Below are 20,521 nucleotides of genomic sequence, written 5' to 3' on the forward strand. Positions count from 1 at the left end.
TTGCAACTTTTCTATTTTTCTCCAAAGAAGCTGAGAATTTTATCAACTAATTCCTTCCAATGCTCTTCAGCTTTGCTCTGGAAAAATTGATTCAAATTTGCTTCAAGTTCCAGTTCTCGTTTAAATATCTCACATACGTTACCTGCAAAAGTTTCCCCTTTCTTTCTTTGCTTACCTTTTTCAGCAAGTAGCGCATTCCAAAACTTAGAATCTTGACTGCGAGGTAGTAACTTTCTTATCAACTCCTCTTCAATGTCTGTTCCTACTTTATCTACAAAATCGTCATATAAGCCGTAAAATTCTTTTACTAATTCAGGGATAAGTGTCTTTAAAGATTCGTTTGCAGATGTAAGCTCATACAAGATATTTTCTAATTCCTGTTTAACTTCTCTAGTAAATTTCTTCAGCATTTCATCTTCATCTATTCCTTCAGAAAAAACTTTTGCATCGTAATATATATCTATATCTCTTGGTTCATAGTAACCAAAATTTCTATGTATAGCGTGTTTCGTATTCCATGCTTTATAAGTAATACGATAGAATTCAACATATTGCTCAACAAAATTTTCATAAACAAAACTAGGTACTCTTTTACTCAAGTCTCGTACATTTTCTATCTTCTGAATAGCGTTCTCAATTGCTTTGATTTCTGAGAAGGTTAAAGCATCACCATTTTTTATTTTTCCAAAGCTTACTCGAATATTCTTAATTTCATCTAATAAAAGATTGCGTCTACGTTCTATGACATCGGTTATCGCTGTGATCAACTCATCTTTATCTTCCTGTACTTCTTCTTGATAGTCTTCATATACCTTGACTATATCATCACGATAGTATCGCAAGGAGTCGTAGAACAAAATATTATCTTGGAAGAATTCTAAATTTAAGTTCTTAAATGTAGATTGAACTTGATCTTGTCTAATTTTAATTCCTAATTCCCTATCTCCATCAGAGTCATGTACTTTTTCAGGCTCCCCTTTGTGAGGTAGTACCAAAGTAACAAATCTATGATGAAATTCTTTTGATTTGGATGTCAAATGATAACCTATTAATTTTGTAATATTAGCTTCAGGAGCAGAATTGAAAGGAGTTACAAAAAGACAAATGCTATCTTGACTATCAATATATTTATGCAAGTCCTTGCGGATTGGATTCTCATCAAGTCCTTTTGTATCGACAACAGAATCGAACTGAGACAAGTTTGATCCAGATAAAACATCATTGCTTACATAAAGATAAATTTTTCTTGGTATAGCAAAGTCTTTCAACCGGACATTATTGATATCATCAAAGTTATTTTTTATCCATTCTTGCTCTTTACTTTGATTATCAAACTCAATTTTAGTAGCAGTTCTTGATTCTAAGTTCGCATTATCAACTGCAGTCTTTTTTAATACATCTATTCCTGATTCATCAAATAATTCTTTAGCCTTATCGAATGTAATAGTTTTACTTTTTTCGCCGTCTGTGACTGATTTAGTAACTTTTTTTAGTTCTATAACATTCCTAATAGCTCTTTGAATTTCTTCTGAAATAATTATTCTCTGTTCAACTTGAGTATTTTCTTTATTTGCAATATAGTCGCAAAATTCAAAAATAAGATTCTCCATCTCATCAATGGTATAAGGCTCTATCTCTATGTAAGTTTTATCAGCAGCTTTGATAATGACTTCACATATAGTAGTTTTACCTGATCCAGTTGAGAGTAACTCTCTAGTTTCAATTACATCTTTACTTTTGCCATTAATTGTTTTAGAAACTCTGAAGTCACTGATTAAATTAAAAAGATGACAAATAGCGGTTGTCTTACCTTGTCCGATAGTGCCGATAAAAACAATTTTATATTTTTCTATATTTAAAATTTTATCAATTTCTTCTAATCTTTCTAGCTTGGCTTTTAAGTTATTGATGCAAATATGCTTGATTACATTAATTTCTGAGCCACCTGATATTCTGGTAATTTCATGTCTCAGGCTTTGCTGTAGCGCTACAATTTCTTCTTGCCATTGTATAGTCAACATAATGTTTACCCTGTTTTAATGCTACTTACTGGATAATTACAATATGCCCAGATAGCATCAAAATCTAACAATAAGTTACCATTTGCCCATCTGTCGCCAACCTAGCATTCTCTATTCAATCCCAAATAACATCTTTTGTGCAGTAACATGAAATGCTAAAAACTGCCATAATGTACAAAAACAGATTCAGGAAATAACCCTTGTGAAAAGTATCAATATTTCCTTACCTGAAACCATGCAAGCTTACGTAGAAGAATAGGTAACTCAAGGTGGTTACAGCAGTGTTAGTGAATATTTTCGTGAATTAGTGCGACAAGATCAAAAACAGAAAGCTACAGAAAGTCTTGAAACAATGCTTCTGGAAGGATTAAACTCTGGAGAAGCAACAGAAATGACTGTTCAAGATTGGGAAGATGTCCGTCTAACAATCCGGGGATGACAGCATGAGCGATATTAACGGTATGGTTCGGTTGAACCTAGATTTATCACCAGAACTTAATCAAGTATTAGAAGAACTGTCAACAAAAATTGGCACAAGTAAAAGTGATGTTCTACGTCAGGCTATAACATTGATGCAAATTATGGTTATAGCTAAAGAAGAAACCAAAAAATTAGGAGTTCCAGAAGCAAATCAACTGATAGCAAATGAAATCATTTTTCCATCTGAGCAGCCAAAACAGCATCCATTAGATACGTTTATGGAAAGGCTTGGCCCTTGGGAAGATGAACGCAGTGCAGAGGAAATAGTCAAAGACATTTATGATAGTCGTACTATTTCTAACCGTGACATTAGTTTATGACTTATCTACTTGATACTGATACTTGTATTTATTGGATAAAAGATATTAATTCAGTCAGAACTAAAGTTAGAGAAATAGGATGGGAGCAAATTTCTATTTGCAGTATAACGGTTGCTGAGTTGTATTTTGGTGCTTATAATTCTCAACGAATAGCGGAAAATTTAGCTCGTGCAGAAGAATTTATTCAAAATTTGCCCGTTGTACCTTTAAATACTCCTGCTCTCAAAAAGTTTGGAGAATTAAAAGCAGAACTCCGCAGACTAGGACAACCAATTACTGAGTTTGATTTACTGATTGCTAGTGTTGCACTTACAGAAAATTATATTTTAGTTACTAACAATACTCGTCATTACAATCGCATCACTGGGCTAAAACTCGAAAACTGGATCTTGCCTTAAAAAGATTGGATATAACGAAGCGATCGCACTTTCGCAACAGGCGATCGCTCTATGATATAGGTATATAATACTAATGCTTGACTCGCCCGTTAGTTGGCTCTGGTAAAATTGCAGTTGTGACGGGTTGAGTAGCCGCCACTTCATTTGCTTAACATTCAATTCCGGTAAAATCTAAGCAGAAAGGCTATGCAAGAAAATCTTTTAACAACACATGGCAACAAAAAAATTAGAAGCTTTGATCACCAAAACTGTCAAAAAAGTGATTAAGAAAGAATTAGGGAAGCTGAAAAAAGATAATTTAGGAATTGCATTAAATCAAACTTCTAATACATTGGCAGAAATAGAGAAAGTTAAAAATGATAATTTAGCGCTTGCATCAAATCAAACACATAATACATTAGATAGGTTTGTCGCCAAGGTTGATAATTGGCAAGAAAAAGATTCTAGTGAAGAAATTATTGATGAAATATATACAAATGGTTATCTTAGTTTACCTTCCAAAGAAGATACAGAACTTGAGCGCAAGTTGCGAGAACTCAAATTTAAACAAGAACTGAGAAAAGATTGGATACTATTTCTTTTAAAGGATGTAATAGTATATTCTGCAACTATAATTTTTATATTTGCTGTGGCTGGATTTTACTTATTTACGCTGATTATGCATCAGAGATATTGAGTTAATTGCTATTGCATAACATTAATAAAGAATGGATATGCTGCATTTTTCACAAGCAGCAGATGTAGGGTGTGTTACGGCTGTGCAAGGATTTCGGAACTTAAAAGAGTGATAAGTAGCCGGACAAAAATATTTACAGTCATTGCGAACGAAGTGAAGCAATCCCAACCCCTGCGATTGCTTCATTCCGCTTCGCTCCATTCGCAATGACATTGTGTAATTAATTCTGTCAGACTACTTAATTAGCCGTAACGCACCGAGAAAGATAGGGCGTTATGCGATCGCAAACGCACCTTAGAATTTAAGGTTTACTTGATAAACCATTTCTAAGGGCCAACCCTGGTCACTTTCATACAGCCGTGACCATCGTTGTAAACTTGCAAAATTGGGTACTGATTTGAGCGAACTAACAAAGCTACATATTGCGCTGCACTTGAGCCACTATCGCAGATAGTTGTTGGCTCACCAGACCTAAACGCCCGATCCGACCAGGTACACTGACCAGGAGATAAACCCTGGGGTGCGGCTCCTGGCCCAGCTTGGAAATTGATTCTTACACCGTTGCTACCATCGTTTTGTATACTCAGCGTACCACCACCACGACAGGTTAAAGGATAGCTCTGCTGTGCATGAGCAGTATCTATCGTCAGCATAGGAGACAAAATAGCAACTAAAGCTGCCATTTGGGAAACATGAGAAAATACTTTCATCTTCTGACTCCTAAAAATTAAAAATTTAGTATTAGGCTGCGTTCAATAAGTATTAGGTTTGATGAAAAAGTTTTATGCAATTAAGTAGATGCGCTGTTCCTAATTAAAATTTTTGCTCGACCCTAACGCATCAGCTTGCTTTAGGGATAATCTTTAATATTCCTTGTCAATCTCTATATAATGATGACGATAGAAGCGTTAAATCAGGTTACCTACAGTCTATTTCCACTCAATGATTTACGCTTATAGGGACACAGCCATATGCCCTCAGATTATCTTGACCTCATAAAATTGCAATCTGCTGTTGCTTAGGGACTTCCAAATAAAAAAATATCCCAGTATTTATTGTGGGGTGGACATCTTGTCCGCCCAGTTTATGTGGCGGGCAAGATGCCCGCCCCACAAGATGGAATAATTTATTTCTTGAAAATCCCTTAACAAGATAGAGAAAAATATTATAGGAATCCGATTTGATTTCTGCAAAAATATCAGTCAGATGTAACGCAAAAAAAAGCTTTGGCGCGGATGCGTTACGCTAGCGCTAACGCATCCTACCACTTTATAAATAATCTCTTAAGGAAAAGCTAGGGATTTGATTAGACAAATAGCAAAAGTTTCGGACATGGTATAAATCCTTGTCTGAAACTTTTATTAATTACGAATTACGTAGCGCTTTGCGCTTCCCGTAGGGTATTACGAATTACGAATTATTTTGGCGTTGTTTCGGGTGTGGGAGTTGGTTTTAAATTCTTGGCTTTGTAGAAGGTTTCTAAACTATCGCGATCGCCTACAAAACGCCAGTGCCAAGGTTCATAACTGACACCTTGTGCATTATCCTTAGGAAAGGACATTTCAAAACCAAAACGGGCAGCGTTTGCTTCCAGCCACTGATAAGCTTTGGTATTGTCAAAGTTAGCTTGCAGATTAGTGGCTGGAACTGCGCCATCACCAACATCTACAGCATAGCCTGTGTGATGCTCGCTATGACCAGGAGGCGCACTGAGTGCAGCTCTTTCGGCTGGTGTTTGATTGCGTTGCGCGCCCACCGCAAAAAATAACTGCTCTTGTTCTTTGACAGAACGGAAGCCAGAAATTGGTACTAAAATTACCCCGGCGCTGCGTGCTGCTTGTTTCATGGCTTGAAACTTTTCCGCAGCAGTTTTTCGCATTCTAATGCGCCCACTACCAGGAATTACTGCTAGTTCTGATTCTGGCGCTTCTGCGTATGCTAAATGTCCTAATACAGTATCAGTATTGCTACTCTGAGAGTTAGCAGCACTATCAGATGTTGGTGTCGGTAAACTAGTGGGTGAAGGTTGAGAATTGGCTGTTCTTTTGGGAGAAAGAATGAAAAAGACAAAGCCACTACTCACAGCAAGCAGGACAAATGCAAATACTCCCCCAACGAGCAAAACCATCGGTTTTAATCCCACCTTAGGTTTAGCATCGGGAGCATCGCGTAAAGCTGCTGGAATATCATCACCAGAAGCAGCCGAAGAGTGTTGAGGTTCTCCAGAAAACCCAGCTTTATTCAAGAGTTCACTCCTGCTTTTTTTGAATAGCCATAACAGATTGTAGACTGGATAAAAATAAACGCAAGCGTTAGGATTTTACGTCAGCGTTTTTAGGTGCAATCTTGATAAATCTTTTAGCACTATATGTCAAGTTAGTGGGGCTAGTCCTGATTGGATTCGTCCTCGGACGTAAACTACCAAGTACAGTTCCCTCAGGTGTAGCTTACTTCCTTTTTTGGGTAGGAGTACCTATAAGCATTGTATTTTTTCTATACAAAACCGACTTATCAGGACAAATTTGGATTGCACCTGCGATCGCATACCTTGCCATTTTCCTAGGGGCTTTTTTAGCTTGGCTAGCAATTAAAGGACAAGCCTATCTCACAAATACCATGCCGCAGCCACCAACTCAAGGAAGTTTCCTATTAGCAGCAATGGTAGGGAATACAGGTTATCTCGGCTTTCCTATTACCTTAGCAATGCTAGGAGAAAAATACTTCGCTTGGGCGCTGTTCTACGATTTACTAGGCACACTCTTTGGTGCTTACGGCTTAGGAGTAGCGCTAGCAGCTAATTTTGGCAATAGTAAGCATAATTATGCAGAAGTAGCCAAAGCCATATTGATTAATCCTGCTTTATGGAGTTTCGGCTTTGGCTTACTGTTGCGACAGTTAAAAATTCCCTTTGCGCTGGAATTTTGCTTAGATAAATTGGCTTGGACATCTTTAGCCTTATCCATAGTATTAATTGGGATGCGACTCTCACAATTAAAGTCTTGGAGTAACATCCCCAAAGTAGGAATGAGCTTGGCAATTAAAATGTTAATAGTTCCCTTATTTCTAGGTTGCACATTACCGTTTTTTGGTGTCACTGGTTCACCAGCCAAAGTAATCGTCCTACAAATGGCTATGCCCCCAGCCTTTGCCACGCTAGTACTTGCCGAAACCTTCAATCTTGACCGCGATTTAGCTGTCACAGCCTTAGCATTAGGTGCAATAGTATTATTAATTACATTACCTTTTTGGCTGTGGCTATTTTGAGGAATGGGGAAGGGGGAAGGGGAAATGGGGATAAGGGGGAGAGATTACCAATTACCCAATGACAAATGACAAATGACAAATGACCAATGACCAATGACAAATATCAGGTTATGCCATGTCAACTAACATTACTGAAAGCCAGAGTGTCCCAGCGCCCCCTGAATCAGACTGGGAACCTACTCCACCACCAACAGATTTAATATTTGATGACGGAGAACCTTTGGAAAGTAACCGCCACCGTATTGGGATGAATGTTTTAATCCGGTCATTGCAACAAGCTTGGTCAGACCGCAATGATTATTTTGCTGGCGGTAATATGTTTGTTTACTATAGCCGGATACAAGCGCGAAATCGGGATTTTAAAGGGCCAGATTTTTTTGTAGTTCTCAACGTCGAAGAGATTGGTTCTCGCCAAGGTTGGGTTGTCTGGGATGAAAATGGACGCTACCCAGATGTGATTGTGGAATTAATGTCACCCTCAACCAAAAATGTAGATTTAGGCGAGAAAAAACATCTCTATGAGGGAGTGTTTAGAACTAGAGATTATTTTGTTTTTGATCCCTTTGACCCTAACTCCTTGCAAGGATGGCGTTTAGATGCTAATTTTCGCTATCAGCCGTTAGTTGCTAATGAACAAGGCTGGTTATGGTGCGAAACCTTAGGATTTTGGTTAGGAACTTGGGAAGGAACAATAGACAGAGAAACTGCCCCTTGGTTAAGATTTTATGACCGCCAGTCAAATTTAGTTTTCCTACCTGAAGAAGCAGCATTCCAACGCGCGGAAGCCGAAAGCCAACGGGCAGAAGTAGAAAGCCAACGGGCGGAAGCGGAACGCCAACGAGCAGAGACAGAAAGTCAACGGGCGGAAGCGGAACGCCAACGGGCAGAACGTTTAGCTGCACGCTTGCGGGAATTAGGAGAAAATCCAGAGGATTTTTAACATACTGCAAACCGCTATAGTTATACAAAATCAAATAATGTTTGCGACACATCAACATAAGTAGTTAAACAAAATTAATTACAAAATGTCATTGCGAATGGAGCGGAGCGGAATGAAGCAATCGCAAGGGTTGAGATTGCTTCGCTGCGCTCGCAATGACTGTAATTAATTTTGCGTGGTTACTTATTCTAGAGGGCACGGCAGTGCCAGTGCCCCTACAATCTGTTGCATTCTTTTTTCAAATTGGTAAGCTGTTCCACATTTAACTTGCATATATTGGGCGCGCAAGATGCCCACCCCACAAGAAATATACAATTTCAGATTATGCAAACTAGATTTGGTTTAGCTTATTACTCAACAAAAAAGCAGCACAATAATTTTGGAGGGGGTTTGGGGGACGCAACCGTCCGAAGTTTTGTGGAAGGAAACCTTCCCCACAAACTTCACCCAATCGGGGGTTTGGGGGAGAATCCCCCAATTCTGCTGCCTTAGTTGATGGTATGAAAGCCCCTTAACCCAAGCTTTATTTCCTAATAACGAATTGGTATAACTTAAACCTTTACACTTCAGCCTTTATTTGATTCATTCTTGCAGCTAAATCCGCAGGATTCGTATATTCATAGGGTTCAAAAGGTTGGTGAATCCAGGGATTATCCGATAGATAATCAACATAATAATCCGGTTCTATAACCGAACAAGATTTATACCAAATTACAGCCGTGCGAATATCTAAAATTGCACTTTCACTATATTGCTGTAGCCAAGGAATAGTTTGCTCAAGTGTAACCCCAGAATCTACCAAGTCATCCACCAGCAAAATCCGCGAACCTAAAGTTTCCGTAGTCATAGTGATATGGCGAGAAAAGTTTAATGCACCTCTTTCTTGCTTACCTGGGCCACTGTATGATGATGTTGCTAAAATTGCCAACGGTTGGTCATATATACGGGAAAGTATATCTCCAACTCGCAGTCCGCCTCTGGCAAGACAAACAATCTGGTTGAATTGCCAACCCGATTGATAAATCTTAGCAGCCAGTAGTTCAATTTTTTGGTGATAATCTGACCAAGAAACGTAAAGGTCTGGCATAAGGGATGTAGTTTTTGGCTAATACTCAAAGCACACGCAAATTCTCTATTTTAATATGAGTGCAAGATATTATGAATGATTCTGATGGTTCTGCTTACAGTGAAAAACTGCCATTTAAAACCAAACTAGCCTATGGTGCAGGGGATTTAGGCCCAGCAATTACTGCCAATATTGCCATATTTTTTCTCTTGGTTTTCTTTACCAATGTCGCTGGTATCCCGGCGGGTTTAGCTGGCAGTATTTTGATGGTGGGCAAAATTTGGGATGCTGTCAACGATCCATTTGTAGGGTTTCTGACTGATAAAACAAAATCTCGTCGCTGGGGTCGTCGTCTGCCTTGGTTATTATATGGGGCAATTCCCTTTGGAGTATTCTTTTTCTTACAGTGGATTGTACCACCATTTAGTGTTTGGGGTAAGTTCTGGTATTACGTGGTGATTGGGTTAATATCGCAGGTGTTTTACACTGTGGTGAATTTGCCTTATACAGCAATGACACCAGAACTCACCCAAGATTATGACGAACGTACCAGCTTAAACAGTTTTCGCTTCACCTTTTCCATCGGTGGCAGTATTCTATCTTTAATATTGTCAATAATTGTTTCTTCTGTAATTAGCGATCGCGGACAACAATATATAGTATTAGCCGCAGTTTGTACTGTAATTTCCGTCTTAGCCTTATATTGGTGTGTTTATGGGACACGCGATCGCGTGTTAGCATTTGAAGCTAAACGCATTCAACTAGAAGAACCGCAATCTCTCCCCTTTCCCGAACAAATCAAAATCGCCTTCACCAACAAACCTTTTCTCTTCGTCATCGGTATATATCTCTGTTCTTGGTTAGGCGTACAAATTACAGCCAGTATTATTCCTTTTTTTGTTGTTAACTGTATGGGTCTGAAAGATGCGGATGTCCCCAAAGTGATGGTTGCTGTCCAAGGAACAGCACTAGTGATGTTATTTTTCTGGAGTAATTTGAGTAAAAAAGTAGGCAAAAAAGTTGTCTATTTTCTCGGCATGATTTTATGGATTATCGCCGCCGCCGGACTTTATTACTTACAACCAGGACAACTTACCTTAATGTACATCATGGCAATCATGGCAGGGTTTGGTGTCTCTACAGCCTATCTCGTTCCCTGGTCAATGATTCCCGATGTCATCGAATTAGATGAACTGCAAACCGGACAGCGCCGCGAGGGAGTATTTTATGGTTTCATGGTATTGCTGCAAAAATTTGGTTTAGCCTTCGGCTTATTTTTAGTCGGAAACGCCTTACAAGCTTATGGTTTTAAAGAAGCAGTAGCCGGACAAACTACACTACCCACACAACCAGAATCAGCATTACTCGCTATCCGCCTCGCAGTCGGCCCCTTACCTACCGTTTGTTTAATTGCGGGTTTAGTTTTAACCTACTTTTACCCCATTACAAGGGAAATGCACGCCGAAATCATGATGAAACTCCAGCAACGGCGAGAAAAGGCTGAGTGAATTTTAAGCCAATATTTCTACCAAATCTATTTTTGCGTAGGCGTAGCCCGCCGTAGGCATCGCAAAACCAACTCTTGCTGGTGTTAAACTAACTTTTGCTTTGACATCAGCTGCAATTGTTGATGTTAAAGCAGCTTTTGCTAAAAAAATATCTATGCTTACAAGTGCAATTGCTGCGATTGCTGATGTCAAACTAACTTTTGCTAAAAAAATATCTATGATTGCAGGTCGAATTGCTGCGATTGCTGATGTCAAAGTAGCTTTTGCTAAAAAAAAATCTATGATTGCAAATCCCATTCCTGCAATTCCTGAATCATAGAACGATTTAGCCGCATTTAGAGACTTCCAACTCAATCTGACTTGATTAAACAACGCTATAAAGATGCGGTAGCAAGAGAGAAACAACAATGACTCAGGAACCCGGTTTTGAAGAAAGCAGTGGTAATGTATTTGTTGATCTCGGTTTAGAGAATGCAGATGAACTTTTTACGCGGGGTAAAATCGGGATTCAGGTACTCCGCCTTCTCAAACAACGCAATCTCAAACAGCGCGAAATCAGCGAACTTCTTGGTATTCCTCAGCCAGAAGTATCTCATTTAATGAAAGGAGAGTTTCAACGGTTCAGCGAGGCAAAACTCCTCATTTTCCTCAAGCGACTTGATACGGAAATCACTTTACATCTTCGCTCCCGTCACGCGCAAGGACAATCTGCTGAAACTGTGATATCCCTATAAGCCAGCATAAAAACCTGAAGATACAAGGTTGGTTTGTGGCTTGCTTCCTTAGAGAGGTACGTAGTGAAACCCAACAAACTCCCGAAAATGTTGGGTTAAACGCAGTATTGGGTCATACACTCCCTCATCCCCCTCATCTCCCTCATCTCCCTCATCTCCTCAAATCTTCAACTTCTCCCCCCGAATTGAATAATCTAACAACTCCATCGGGTGAATTACAGAAATATTCTTACCTTGCAATTGCAAATGCTTGGTAATCTGCAATGTACAACCAGGATTCGCAGAAGCGATTAACTCTGCACCAGTATTCAGCAAATTCTGCACCTTTTGCTGACCCAATTCTTCCGCAACTTCTGGTTGCAACATATTATAAACACCTGCACTGCCACAACACAAAGCTGCATCCAAAGGTTCACTTAATTTCACCCCTGGAATTTGGCGTAACAATTGACGTGGTTGCACACTAATCTTTTGCCCATGCAATAAATGACAAGCATCTTGATAAACTAAATTCACAGGTTGATCAGTAATCGGCAACAATTTCGCTGTTAAACCTACAGTTGCTAAAAACTCTTGAGCATCTTTCACCTTAGCAGCAAATGCTTGCGCCTTTTCCCGATATTCTGGGTCATCTTCTAAAATATGACCGTATTCTTTCAATGTATGTCCACAACCAGCAGCATTGATAATCACAAAATCGACATTCGTATTAGCAAAACTATCAATCATCTGTCTCGCCAAAGCCTTCGCCTGTTCCGTTTGTCCTTGGTGTTCGGGAAGCGCCGCACAACATCCCTGGGATTGAGGAATCACCACCTCACAACCATTCGCCGTCAACACCCGCACCGTTGCTTCATTAACAGGCGAGAAAAATAGCCTTTGCACACATCCCAAAATTACCCCCACACGATAGCGTTTCTCACCTTTTGCACGGATAACAGTTGGTAAATTACTTTGAAAAGTTTTTAAAGTAATGTCTGGCAAAATAGATTCCATTGCTGCTAACCGGGGAGATATATTTTTCAATAAACCCGTAGCGCGAATGAATTTAGAAACCCCTAACTTTTGATAAGCCAGCAACGGTATGAGTAAGATTCTTAAAAGGTCGGGGTTAGGAAATAAAGTAAATATTAATTGCCGAACCAGCTGATCGGGTAAACTGCGGGAATAATTGCGTTCAACTTGATGGCGAGTAGCAGAAATTAACTTGTCATACTGCACACCAGAAGGACAAGTTGTCACACAAGCCAAACACCCCAAACAAGAATCAAAATGTTCTACCGTAGCCGTATTCAGTGCAATTTCACCTTCATTAATCGCATCCATTAAATAGATACGTCCCCTGGGAGAATCCATCTCTTTACCCAACACCCGATAACTAGGACAAGTAGAAAGACAAAATCCACAATGTACACAACTATCAATTAACTTGGGATCTGGTGGGTGACTTCCATCAAATCCCTGCAAATTTTTGATACTCGCCGTATTATTCACAGAATTTTCTGAAACTTGCATATTACTTTTTCCCCTCTTTTTTGAGCGCTGAGTTCTGAGTGCTGAGTTCTGAGTTCTGAGTTCTGAGTTCTGAGTTCTGAGTTCTGAGTGTCAGACTTTTCTCATTCCCCAGTCCCCAATCCCCAGTCCCCAATCCCCAATCCCTAAATTCCCCCAACAAACCGACCAGGACTTAAAATATTTTTGTGATCAAACTGTGCTTTAATCCGTCTCATCAACTCCACAGCATTACCCGTATATCCCCAAACATCCAATTTTTCTTTCACCGTATTTGGTGCAGCCAAAATCGAAAGAAACCCGCCATAATTTTGACAAATATCACGTATTTGCAAAACTCGCTTTTGGCTATCTAAGGACAATACTCCCAAGCCACTACTAATATGAATCAACCCCATTTCTACTCGACTGAGAACTTCTACAGCCGCGTTAGGTAATACTCCTATTTTGCAGGTAATTGGTAAATTAAGAGCAGCAGAGTGCATTTGTTCTGGCAATCTCTGCCATAAATCAGCCTCTTCCTTTCCTTGATAAATTACTCCCGCCAATCCCAACTTTTGCCCAACTTCTAATAATCTATTCGCCTGTTCTTTGACACTCTCACTAATACTTTGGAACCGGGCAATTAAGCCTAATCCTTTACCTAATTCTAAACTATCAACTAGTTTAGTAGATAATAAATCAGCTTGGGTTGGTGTTAAGGCAGAACCTCTCAAAGTAGCAGCAGCTTGTGATATCGCCGCCTCTGTACCAGTTAATACTACTGTCGCTGATGTCTGTTGCTGAGGATAAACCCGAAAGGTAACTTGAGTAATAATTCCCAATGTGCCATAAGACCCAGTAAATAACTTCATCAGGTCATATCCAGCCACATTTTTGACAACTCTTCCCCCAGCTTTAGCAATTTCGCCATCAGCACGGACAAAGGTAATACCTAACAACTGGTCGCGTACACTACCATAACGTTGTCTAAGAGAACCTGTATTCGCTGTAGCAACGATACCACCAATGGTTGCCAAATCTGCTGCAGTGGGGTCAAGGGCGAGAAATTGCCGATAATTAGCCAAAATACCTTGAAGTTGAGAAAATTTCATGCCCGCTTCTACTGTTACCGTCAAATCGCCAACAGCATGTTCAATTAAGCGATTGATGCGTTCTGTACTGACAAGCACATCAATATTTTGAGCTAAACCACCCCAGCCTAGTTTACTAGCACTACCGCAGGGAAGGATACGCCAATTTTTACGGTGTGCTTCGGCAATTATCGCCGCTAGTTGTTCTTGGGTATGAGGATAGACAAGACAACTGGGAGATTTTCCCCCAATAATTGCCTTTTGGATTGATTCTTGAAGTGTGGGTGATATATTTTCCCAAAAGTAAACAGCATTTTCTGCATTGACGATAGATGCCAGACAAGAAGCGATCGCATTCATCAGTTTATTTTTTACGTCCTACTTCTAATTTACTGGCTAAACTCACTAAAAAAGTGCTCAGTTAAAAGTGGTGCCTATGCTTACACTACAAAAGTTTAGATAATTTGTTACTAATATTACTTATCCTTAGAGATTATTTTAAGCAATATTACGGAAGTAAAGATAATATTTATGACTTAAGCTGGCTACAGCAAATTGTCACTTTTTATCTATATTTTGTCATATAGATAAACAGAGGGGATCAATTGGAGATTTAATTATCAGGGTAGCAATGTTATTAATTTTTTACAATAGAATCACAGTCAAGTTATTTGTGATACCACTTATCTACTCATATAACAGCAAAATTTGAGGTCATGAAAAATTATGTATAGCATTGTACCAGTCAACATTCTCTCGTTATTTTCTGTATTTGTGTAATCTTGGTTGGGAATGCTGAAAATATTTCAGCCCTAGAATCGATTTCAAAATCATAGTTCATCAATGGGTTTTACCCAAACTCTTAAGATTTTTTAGTTTTTCTCCTGACAATCAGCGTAGTTTAAATTTTATATTTTGAGTTGAGAAGACAAAATATAAAATTTTTGATTGATATAAAAATTTGGTTTGACTTAATAACAATTTGCACTTCTGAAACTCTAATTTGAAGCCGAAATCAAGGCATAGGATAAATAGTAACCCCAAAATTGGTTGACCTGAATATATTTGCTTTTGAAAAATTATCTTCTACTAATTTGTAATTAATAGCCGATTAATTACATTTGGTTAATTGATATTATTCATCACTAATATTTCTAGTAATGATTTGCTCGCTACAAATACATGAATTTAATCATTATTAAATACCAATATGCCACTATCAGACTATGCAATTATAGAATCTATTGTAACTTTTGCTCCTGATACTCCAGTTGAAAAAATTATCAGTTATATGGAGCAAATTAGGCAAGACATTGGCATGGAAAAAGGTATATTTGTGACTGACTCCAGTTTATATACCTCTCATCCCCAGCTAAAAGTAGCTGCAGAACAATCCATTCCTCAAAATGCACAGCACCTTAACCTGAATTTATCGGTTGATTGTGTATATGTAGTAGATAAATCACATTTATTAGGTATACTCACTATTTTAAATCTGATCCGGCTGATGACTTCTGGCTTGAATTTAGCCACTATGAAGATTGCCGAAGTCATGCAAAAACCTTTAATTACTTTAGAGCCAGATTTTGATGTTAACAATATATTGCCGCTCATGCAGCAATATAACATGCGTAATTTACCTATTGTTAATGATATTGGGCAATTATTAGGAATTATTACCCCAGAAAGTTTAGCAGTGGGTTTACAAAAAGAACTTGTGAGAACGCGAGAAGATTTACAATTAGAAATAGTCCAGCGCCGTTCTTTAGAGATAGCATTACAAAATGCTGAAACAGCATCTGAACGACGAGTTAATCAAGCAACTGCAGAGTTAATTAAAGCCAATAAAAATTTAAAGCGAGAAATCAGCGATCGCATTGCTACAGAGGTGCAATTGCTGCAAACAACTTCTGACTTACAAGAAATTTTTCAAGCCTTTCCCGATGTATATTTTCGTATTGATCGCGATGGCACTATCCTCAGTTATTACGCTAAAAATAACTCAGACTTGTATGTAGTACCAGAATTTTTTTTGGGGAGGAGAGTGCAAGATGTTTTTCCTCCAAATGTTGCTAATAAATTTATGACTGCAATTCTGAATTCACAGAAAAATGCAGCCATTGTTACTATTGAATATTTATTATGTATTGCTGGTAGAGACGAAAGCTTTGAAGCCAGAATTTTACCTTCAACGCAGCAACAAATTATCGCCATCATTCGCAATATCACTGAAAGTAAGCAAGTACAAGAAGCATTACAAAAAGCTAAAGCAGAATTAGAAATTCGCGTAGCAGAAAGAACTAAAGAATTACAAGATATCAATAAACGCTTGGTGCTAGAGATTAGCGAACGCCAGCGAATTGAAGAAGCTTTACGATATCGAGTAGAATTTGAAAAACTAACTACTGCTATATCTACACATTTTATCAATCTTGCACCTAATGAAATTGAGAATGGTATCCATCAAGCATTACAGTTGATTGGTGAAATTACAAATGTTGATCGTGCTTATGTATTTGTATTTGCAGATAGCAATACCTATGAATGGTTTGCAGAATCCTTAGAAGGGCAAATTTATAATTTGCAGGATATTAGCAATGTTGTTTTATCTTGGGGACGAGACAAACTCAGTAATTTTGAAACTATTCACATTCCTCATATTGATGATTTAGCTATTGCAGTTAATACTCACACTATTCAATCACTCATTATGGTGCCTATAGTATGTAGTGGTTTATTAATTGGTTATCTGGAATTTGATTCCGTAAAAGCTGCAAAAACCTGGACAGAAGATAGCATTATTATGCTGAGAATGGTTGGTGAAATTATTGGTAATGCTTTAGAAAGGCTGCGAGTAGAGCAAGCCTTACGCATTAGCGAAGAAAGATATATGAGAGCTATTAGTGCTGGGAAAGTTGGCATATGGGAATGGAATATTAAAACCAATGAAATTTACATAGATCCCAATTTAAAAACTATGCTTGGTTATCCAGAAGCAGAAATTCCTAAATATTTTGATGATTGGCTAAAATTTGTGCATCATGATGATGTGGAATCGGTCAAAAATGCAGTATACACATATTTAGCAGGTTTAACTCTAAAATACGAAATTGAACACCGAATGGTGAAAAAAGATGGTAGTTGTATATGGTTTTTAAGCCGAGGTACACTACTGCGAGATCCTCAAGAGAATATCTGTTTTCTAGCTGGTTCTAATACTGATATTACTGCTCGTACACAAGCAGAAAACAAACTTAAGGTGTCTCTGAAAGAAAAAGATATTTTATTGAAAGAAATTCACCATCGCGTCAAGAATAATTTGCAAATCATTTCTAGTTTATTACGTCTTCAATCTAGATATATTAATGATGAGCAAGCCTGTGAGCTGTTCCAAGATAGCCATAATCGTGTCAGAGCTATGGCAATAATCCATGAGAATTTATATCAATCAAATAATTTATCAAAAATTAACTTCTCTGATTATTTAAGAAGTTTAGTGAATAATTTATTGCGTTCTTACGGTATAAAAATAAATATCAAAAGCCACTTAAAAATAGATAAAATTTTTCTCAAAATTGATACCGCTATTTCTTGTGGGCTAATTATTAATGAGTTGGTTTCTAACTCTATAAAATATGCCTTTCCTGAAAATCGAGAGGGGGATATTTACATAGAAATGTTACAAACAACTAGAAATCAATACTTCTTAAATATTAGTGATAACGGTGTGGGACTATCTCAGGATATAGAAGTTTATAAAAATCAATCTCTTGGGCTGCAATTAGTTTGGAGTTTGGTTGAACAGTTACAAGGAACGATTACATTTAATGCATCTTTAGGGACTTCATTTACAATTACTTTTAGCGAACAAAGGTAGAATGTTATGCAAGAAAAAATTTTGGTAGTTGAAGATGAAATAATTATTGCTTGTGACATCAAAAGTTGTTTAGAAAAAGCTGGGTATATTGTTCCTGCAATTGCTGCTCATGGCAAACAAGCAGTTGAAAAAGCCGCAGAAATACATCCAGATTTAATTTTAATGGATGTCATGCTTAAAGGTGATATGAGTGGCATAGAAGCTGCTGCTGAAATTGGTCATCTTTTCAATATTCCTGTCATTTATTTAACTGCATATTCAGACCAAACTCACTTACAAAAAGCTAAAACTACACAACCTTTTGGTTACATACTTAAACCATTTGAAGAAACTCAATTAATTACCACCATTGAAATTGCTTTAAACAAACATCAAATAGAAGTGGTAATGCGTGAAGCATTAGAAAAAGAAAAAGAAAATAGAGCCATTAAAAACAAATTTGTTTCGATGGTTAGTCATGAATTTCGTAATCCTTTAAATAATATTTTAACTTGTACTGAATTATTATCAGATTATAGTTTGCACGCGAATGATGAAAAAAGACATGAATATATTAGCCATATTCAAAAATCAGTAAAACATCTAGATAATTTATTAACTGATGTTTTACTGATCAGCAAAGATGAACCCGAAAAATTACAATTTAATCCAGCACCTATAGATTTAGAAGATTTCTGCCAAGATTTATTACAAGATATCCAATTGAATGCTAGTGAGAACCACAAGATTATATTTACTGTTCATGGTAGATTAGCAAATATACACAATAATCTCTCGATGCCAGATTCCCATCTAATTAAATTAGATGCAAAGATGCTATATCATATTCTGAGTAATTTGCTTGCTAATGCTATCAAATACTCACCTTTAGGTGGAACAATTAGTTTTGATGTTTTTTACGTCTCGGGAGAAGTTATTTTCCGGATACAAGATGAAGGTATTGGCATTCCTGAAGCGGATCAAGAAAATTTATTTAATTCTTTTCATAGAGGTAGTAATGTCGGAAATATTCCTGGCAATGGCTTAGGGTTAGCAATTGTAAAATATTACATTGATTTACACGGTGGTAATATTTCCTTTGCTAGTAAGCCGGGAATTGGTACAACATTTATTGTGAATTTGCCTATTAATAATTAGTCATTAGTCATTAGTCATTAGTCATTTGTCATATTCTACGAGATTTTATGATGGTGCGTGATGCCTGAAGCTAAATATTATGGCATCACACACCCTACTGTTGGGAGAGAATCTTTAGACGTTGACTGTATCTCTAATTTTGTCTGACGAATAATAAGTAGGTTTATCGCCAAATTTAGTTGCGATTAGTGATTCTGCACCTGTAATCAATCTCGCTCTGCGATTTTGGGTAATGTAATTCCATGCCCACTGAATCATGACTATTAGTTTATTGTCAAACTCGATTAAAAAGTATATGTGCACTATGAGCCAAAATAGCCAGGCAAAGAAACCTCTGAGTTTGATAAAACCTAAATCTACAACAGCAGTATTTTGTCCAATGATAGCTAAACTACCTTGATGATTGTAATTAAATTGTGGCAAAGTATGACCTTGTAGCCTTTGTTCAATTAATTGAGCTACATATTCTCCTTCTTGCTTGGCTACTGGTGCTACACCTGGTAAAGGTTTCCCATCTTGATGAGAGAAATTGGCTAAATCACCCACAACAAAAATATTGTCATATCCTTTAATACTTAAGTTTGGTTCAACAATCACCCTACCCGCACGATCAAGTTCAGCACCTGTATGTTCTGCTAAAACTTTACCCATTGGCGATGCTTTGACACCTGCTGCCCATAATATAGTTTTGGAAGCAATTTCTCGTTTATCATCGCCTTGTTTGATGGTAACAATATCATTTTCAATATTCGTTACCAAAGTTTTTGTTTGAACAATTACACCTAATTCTTTGAGAGATTTTTCTGCGGCTTGGGATAATTCTGGTGCAAAAGGTGGGAGGATGCGATCCAAACCTTCTAATAGCAAAATCCGGGTTTCTGAGGTGTCGATTTTGCGAAAATCTTCTTTGAGAGTTTTGTAAGCTAACTCTGCGATCGCACCTGCTAATTCTACTCCTGTAGGGCCACCACCCACAATCACGAAAGTTAACCAAGCACGGCGTTTGACGGGATCGCTTTCTCTTTCGGCGGCTTCAAAAGCCTTGAAAATCCGCCGACGCATTTCTACTGCATCTTCTACAGTCTTTAACCCTGGTGCAAATTCTTCCCAGTCATCCTTACCAAAATAGGAATGCTTCGCACCAGTAGCCACAATTAACGTATCGTAGGGTATGGCTTCACCATCTACTAAAACTTTCTGAGCTTGAGGATCGATATCATCAACAGATCCCAATAATACTTGTGTATTTTTGCTTTTACTCAACACCGATCGCAATGGTGAGGAAATATCAGCAGGTGACAAAGTACCTGTAGCCACTTGGTACAGCAGTGGTTGAAACAAATGAAAGTTCCGCTTATCAATGAGTGTAACGTTCACCGAAGCCTTAGCAAGTGCTTTTGCCGCGTACAGTCCCCCAAAACCACCGCCAACGATAACTACTTCATGTGGTGGGTTATTGTCAAGCGAATTTGCCATAAGAAATATTTCCTAGTGTTACGACTGGTGTAACGATTA

General features: G+C 37.9%; 19 protein-coding genes. 10 read left to right on the forward strand and 9 right to left on the reverse strand.

What is annotated here, in order from left to right; genetic code table 11:
• Nucleotides 1-11: 11 nt before the first annotated feature.
• Complete coding sequence (locus tag HGR01_RS12150) at nt 12-2,021, reverse strand: hypothetical protein (RefSeq protein ID WP_096622340.1); 2,010 nt, start codon at nt 2,019-2,021, stop codon at nt 12-14.
• A 307-nt stretch (nt 2,022-2,328) separates the two neighbouring features.
• Here HGR01_RS12150 and HGR01_RS41805 point away from each other — a divergent pair, with 307 nt between their 5' ends.
• The 4 genes from HGR01_RS41805 (at nt 2,329) to HGR01_RS12170 (ending at nt 3,895) form a co-directional block, all read left to right on the forward strand.
• Nucleotides 2,329-2,460, forward strand: a complete 132-nt coding sequence (locus HGR01_RS41805; protein WP_304412432.1) for a hypothetical protein — start codon at nt 2,329-2,331, stop codon at nt 2,458-2,460.
• A 4-nt stretch (nt 2,461-2,464) separates the two neighbouring features.
• Nucleotides 2,465-2,821 (forward strand): CopG family transcriptional regulator, encoded by a 357-nt coding sequence (locus HGR01_RS12160; protein ID WP_096622337.1) that lies wholly within the window; start codon nt 2,465-2,467, stop codon nt 2,819-2,821.
• Nucleotides 2,818-3,219 carry a type II toxin-antitoxin system VapC family toxin gene (locus HGR01_RS12165; RefSeq protein WP_045871709.1) on the forward strand — a complete coding sequence of 134 codons (402 nt, stop codon included), beginning with the start codon at nt 2,818-2,820 and terminating at the stop codon, nt 3,217-3,219. Before HGR01_RS12160 ends, HGR01_RS12165 begins: the two co-directional genes overlap by 4 nt.
• A gap of 211 nt (nt 3,220-3,430) precedes the next feature.
• Nucleotides 3,431-3,895: a hypothetical protein gene (locus tag HGR01_RS12170; protein ID WP_194007833.1), complete on the forward strand. Its 465-nt coding sequence runs from the start codon at nt 3,431-3,433 to the stop codon at nt 3,893-3,895.
• Between the two features lie 326 nt (nt 3,896-4,221).
• Here HGR01_RS12170 and HGR01_RS12175 read toward each other — a convergent pair whose 3' ends face one another.
• Both HGR01_RS12175 and HGR01_RS12180 read right to left on the reverse strand, forming a co-directional pair.
• Nucleotides 4,222-4,605, reverse strand: coding sequence for a hypothetical protein (locus tag HGR01_RS12175; protein WP_045871708.1), 384 nt, complete (start codon nt 4,603-4,605; stop codon nt 4,222-4,224).
• A gap of 707 nt (nt 4,606-5,312) precedes the next feature.
• Nucleotides 5,313-6,140: a D-alanyl-D-alanine carboxypeptidase family protein gene (locus HGR01_RS12180; protein WP_045871707.1), complete on the reverse strand. Its 828-nt coding sequence runs from the start codon at nt 6,138-6,140 to the stop codon at nt 5,313-5,315.
• 101 nt (nt 6,141-6,241) lie between these two features.
• Here HGR01_RS12180 and HGR01_RS12185 point away from each other — a divergent pair, with 101 nt between their 5' ends.
• Nucleotides 6,242-7,159, forward strand: a complete 918-nt coding sequence (locus HGR01_RS12185) for an AEC family transporter (protein WP_045871706.1) — start codon at nt 6,242-6,244, stop codon at nt 7,157-7,159.
• A 115-nt stretch (nt 7,160-7,274) separates the two neighbouring features.
• Nucleotides 7,275-8,099, forward strand: coding sequence for a Uma2 family endonuclease (locus HGR01_RS12190; RefSeq protein ID WP_045871705.1), 825 nt, complete (start codon nt 7,275-7,277; stop codon nt 8,097-8,099).
• Between the two features lie 559 nt (nt 8,100-8,658).
• Here HGR01_RS12190 and HGR01_RS12195 read toward each other — a convergent pair.
• Complete coding sequence (locus HGR01_RS12195; RefSeq protein ID WP_045871703.1) at nt 8,659-9,186, reverse strand: phosphoribosyltransferase; 528 nt, start codon at nt 9,184-9,186, stop codon at nt 8,659-8,661.
• 71 nt (nt 9,187-9,257) lie between these two features.
• Here HGR01_RS12195 and HGR01_RS12200 point away from each other — a divergent pair, with 71 nt between their 5' ends.
• Complete coding sequence (locus HGR01_RS12200) at nt 9,258-10,673, forward strand: MFS transporter (protein WP_045871702.1); 1,416 nt, start codon at nt 9,258-9,260, stop codon at nt 10,671-10,673.
• Between the two features lie 3 nt (nt 10,674-10,676).
• On the opposite strand, the gene HGR01_RS12205 is transcribed toward HGR01_RS12200, so the two are convergent.
• The gene (locus HGR01_RS12205; RefSeq protein WP_155539391.1) at nt 10,677-11,045 is read right to left on the reverse strand and encodes a hypothetical protein; all 369 of its coding nucleotides are present in this window, start codon (nt 11,043-11,045) and stop codon (nt 10,677-10,679) included.
• A gap of 35 nt (nt 11,046-11,080) precedes the next feature.
• Here HGR01_RS12205 and HGR01_RS12210 point away from each other — a divergent pair, with 35 nt between their 5' ends.
• Nucleotides 11,081-11,407, forward strand: a complete 327-nt coding sequence (locus HGR01_RS12210) for a helix-turn-helix domain-containing protein (protein ID WP_045871700.1) — start codon at nt 11,081-11,083, stop codon at nt 11,405-11,407.
• Between the two features lie 159 nt (nt 11,408-11,566).
• Here the strand turns inward: HGR01_RS12210 and HGR01_RS12215 are convergent, their stop codons facing one another.
• Genes HGR01_RS12215 through HGR01_RS12225 form a run of 3 tightly spaced genes read right to left on the reverse strand, consistent with a single transcriptional unit; the run spans nt 11,567 to nt 14,352 of the window.
• On the reverse strand, nt 11,567-12,922 hold the full coding sequence (locus HGR01_RS12215) for a (Fe-S)-binding protein (RefSeq protein ID WP_045871699.1): 1,356 nt from the start codon (nt 12,920-12,922) through the stop codon (nt 11,567-11,569).
• A 1-nt stretch (nt 12,923) separates the two neighbouring features.
• A complete protein-coding gene (locus tag HGR01_RS12220) occupies nt 12,924-13,055 on the reverse strand; it encodes a hypothetical protein (RefSeq protein WP_255325254.1) in 132 nt (43 codons plus the stop codon).
• A 10-nt stretch (nt 13,056-13,065) separates the two neighbouring features.
• On the reverse strand, nt 13,066-14,352 hold the full coding sequence (locus HGR01_RS12225) for an FAD-binding oxidoreductase (protein WP_045871698.1): 1,287 nt from the start codon (nt 14,350-14,352) through the stop codon (nt 13,066-13,068).
• A gap of 850 nt (nt 14,353-15,202) precedes the next feature.
• Here HGR01_RS12225 and HGR01_RS12230 point away from each other — a divergent pair.
• Together HGR01_RS12230 and HGR01_RS12235 are read left to right on the forward strand one after the other, a co-directional pair.
• Nucleotides 15,203-17,869, forward strand: a complete 2,667-nt coding sequence (locus tag HGR01_RS12230; RefSeq protein ID WP_045871697.1) for a histidine kinase dimerization/phosphoacceptor domain -containing protein — start codon at nt 15,203-15,205, stop codon at nt 17,867-17,869.
• A 6-nt stretch (nt 17,870-17,875) separates the two neighbouring features.
• Nucleotides 17,876-19,006, forward strand: coding sequence for an ATP-binding protein (locus tag HGR01_RS12235; RefSeq protein WP_045871696.1), 1,131 nt, complete (start codon nt 17,876-17,878; stop codon nt 19,004-19,006).
• A gap of 114 nt (nt 19,007-19,120) precedes the next feature.
• Here the strand turns inward: HGR01_RS12235 and HGR01_RS12240 are convergent, their stop codons facing one another.
• The gene (locus HGR01_RS12240; protein WP_045871695.1) at nt 19,121-20,482 is read right to left on the reverse strand and encodes an NAD(P)/FAD-dependent oxidoreductase; all 1,362 of its coding nucleotides are present in this window, start codon (nt 20,480-20,482) and stop codon (nt 19,121-19,123) included.
• Nucleotides 20,483-20,521: the final 39 nt, after the last annotated feature.

The organism is Tolypothrix sp. PCC 7712 (assembly GCF_025860405.1).
In the GTDB taxonomy this organism is placed as follows: Bacteria; Cyanobacteriota; Cyanobacteriia; order Cyanobacteriales; family Nostocaceae; genus Aulosira; species Aulosira diplosiphon.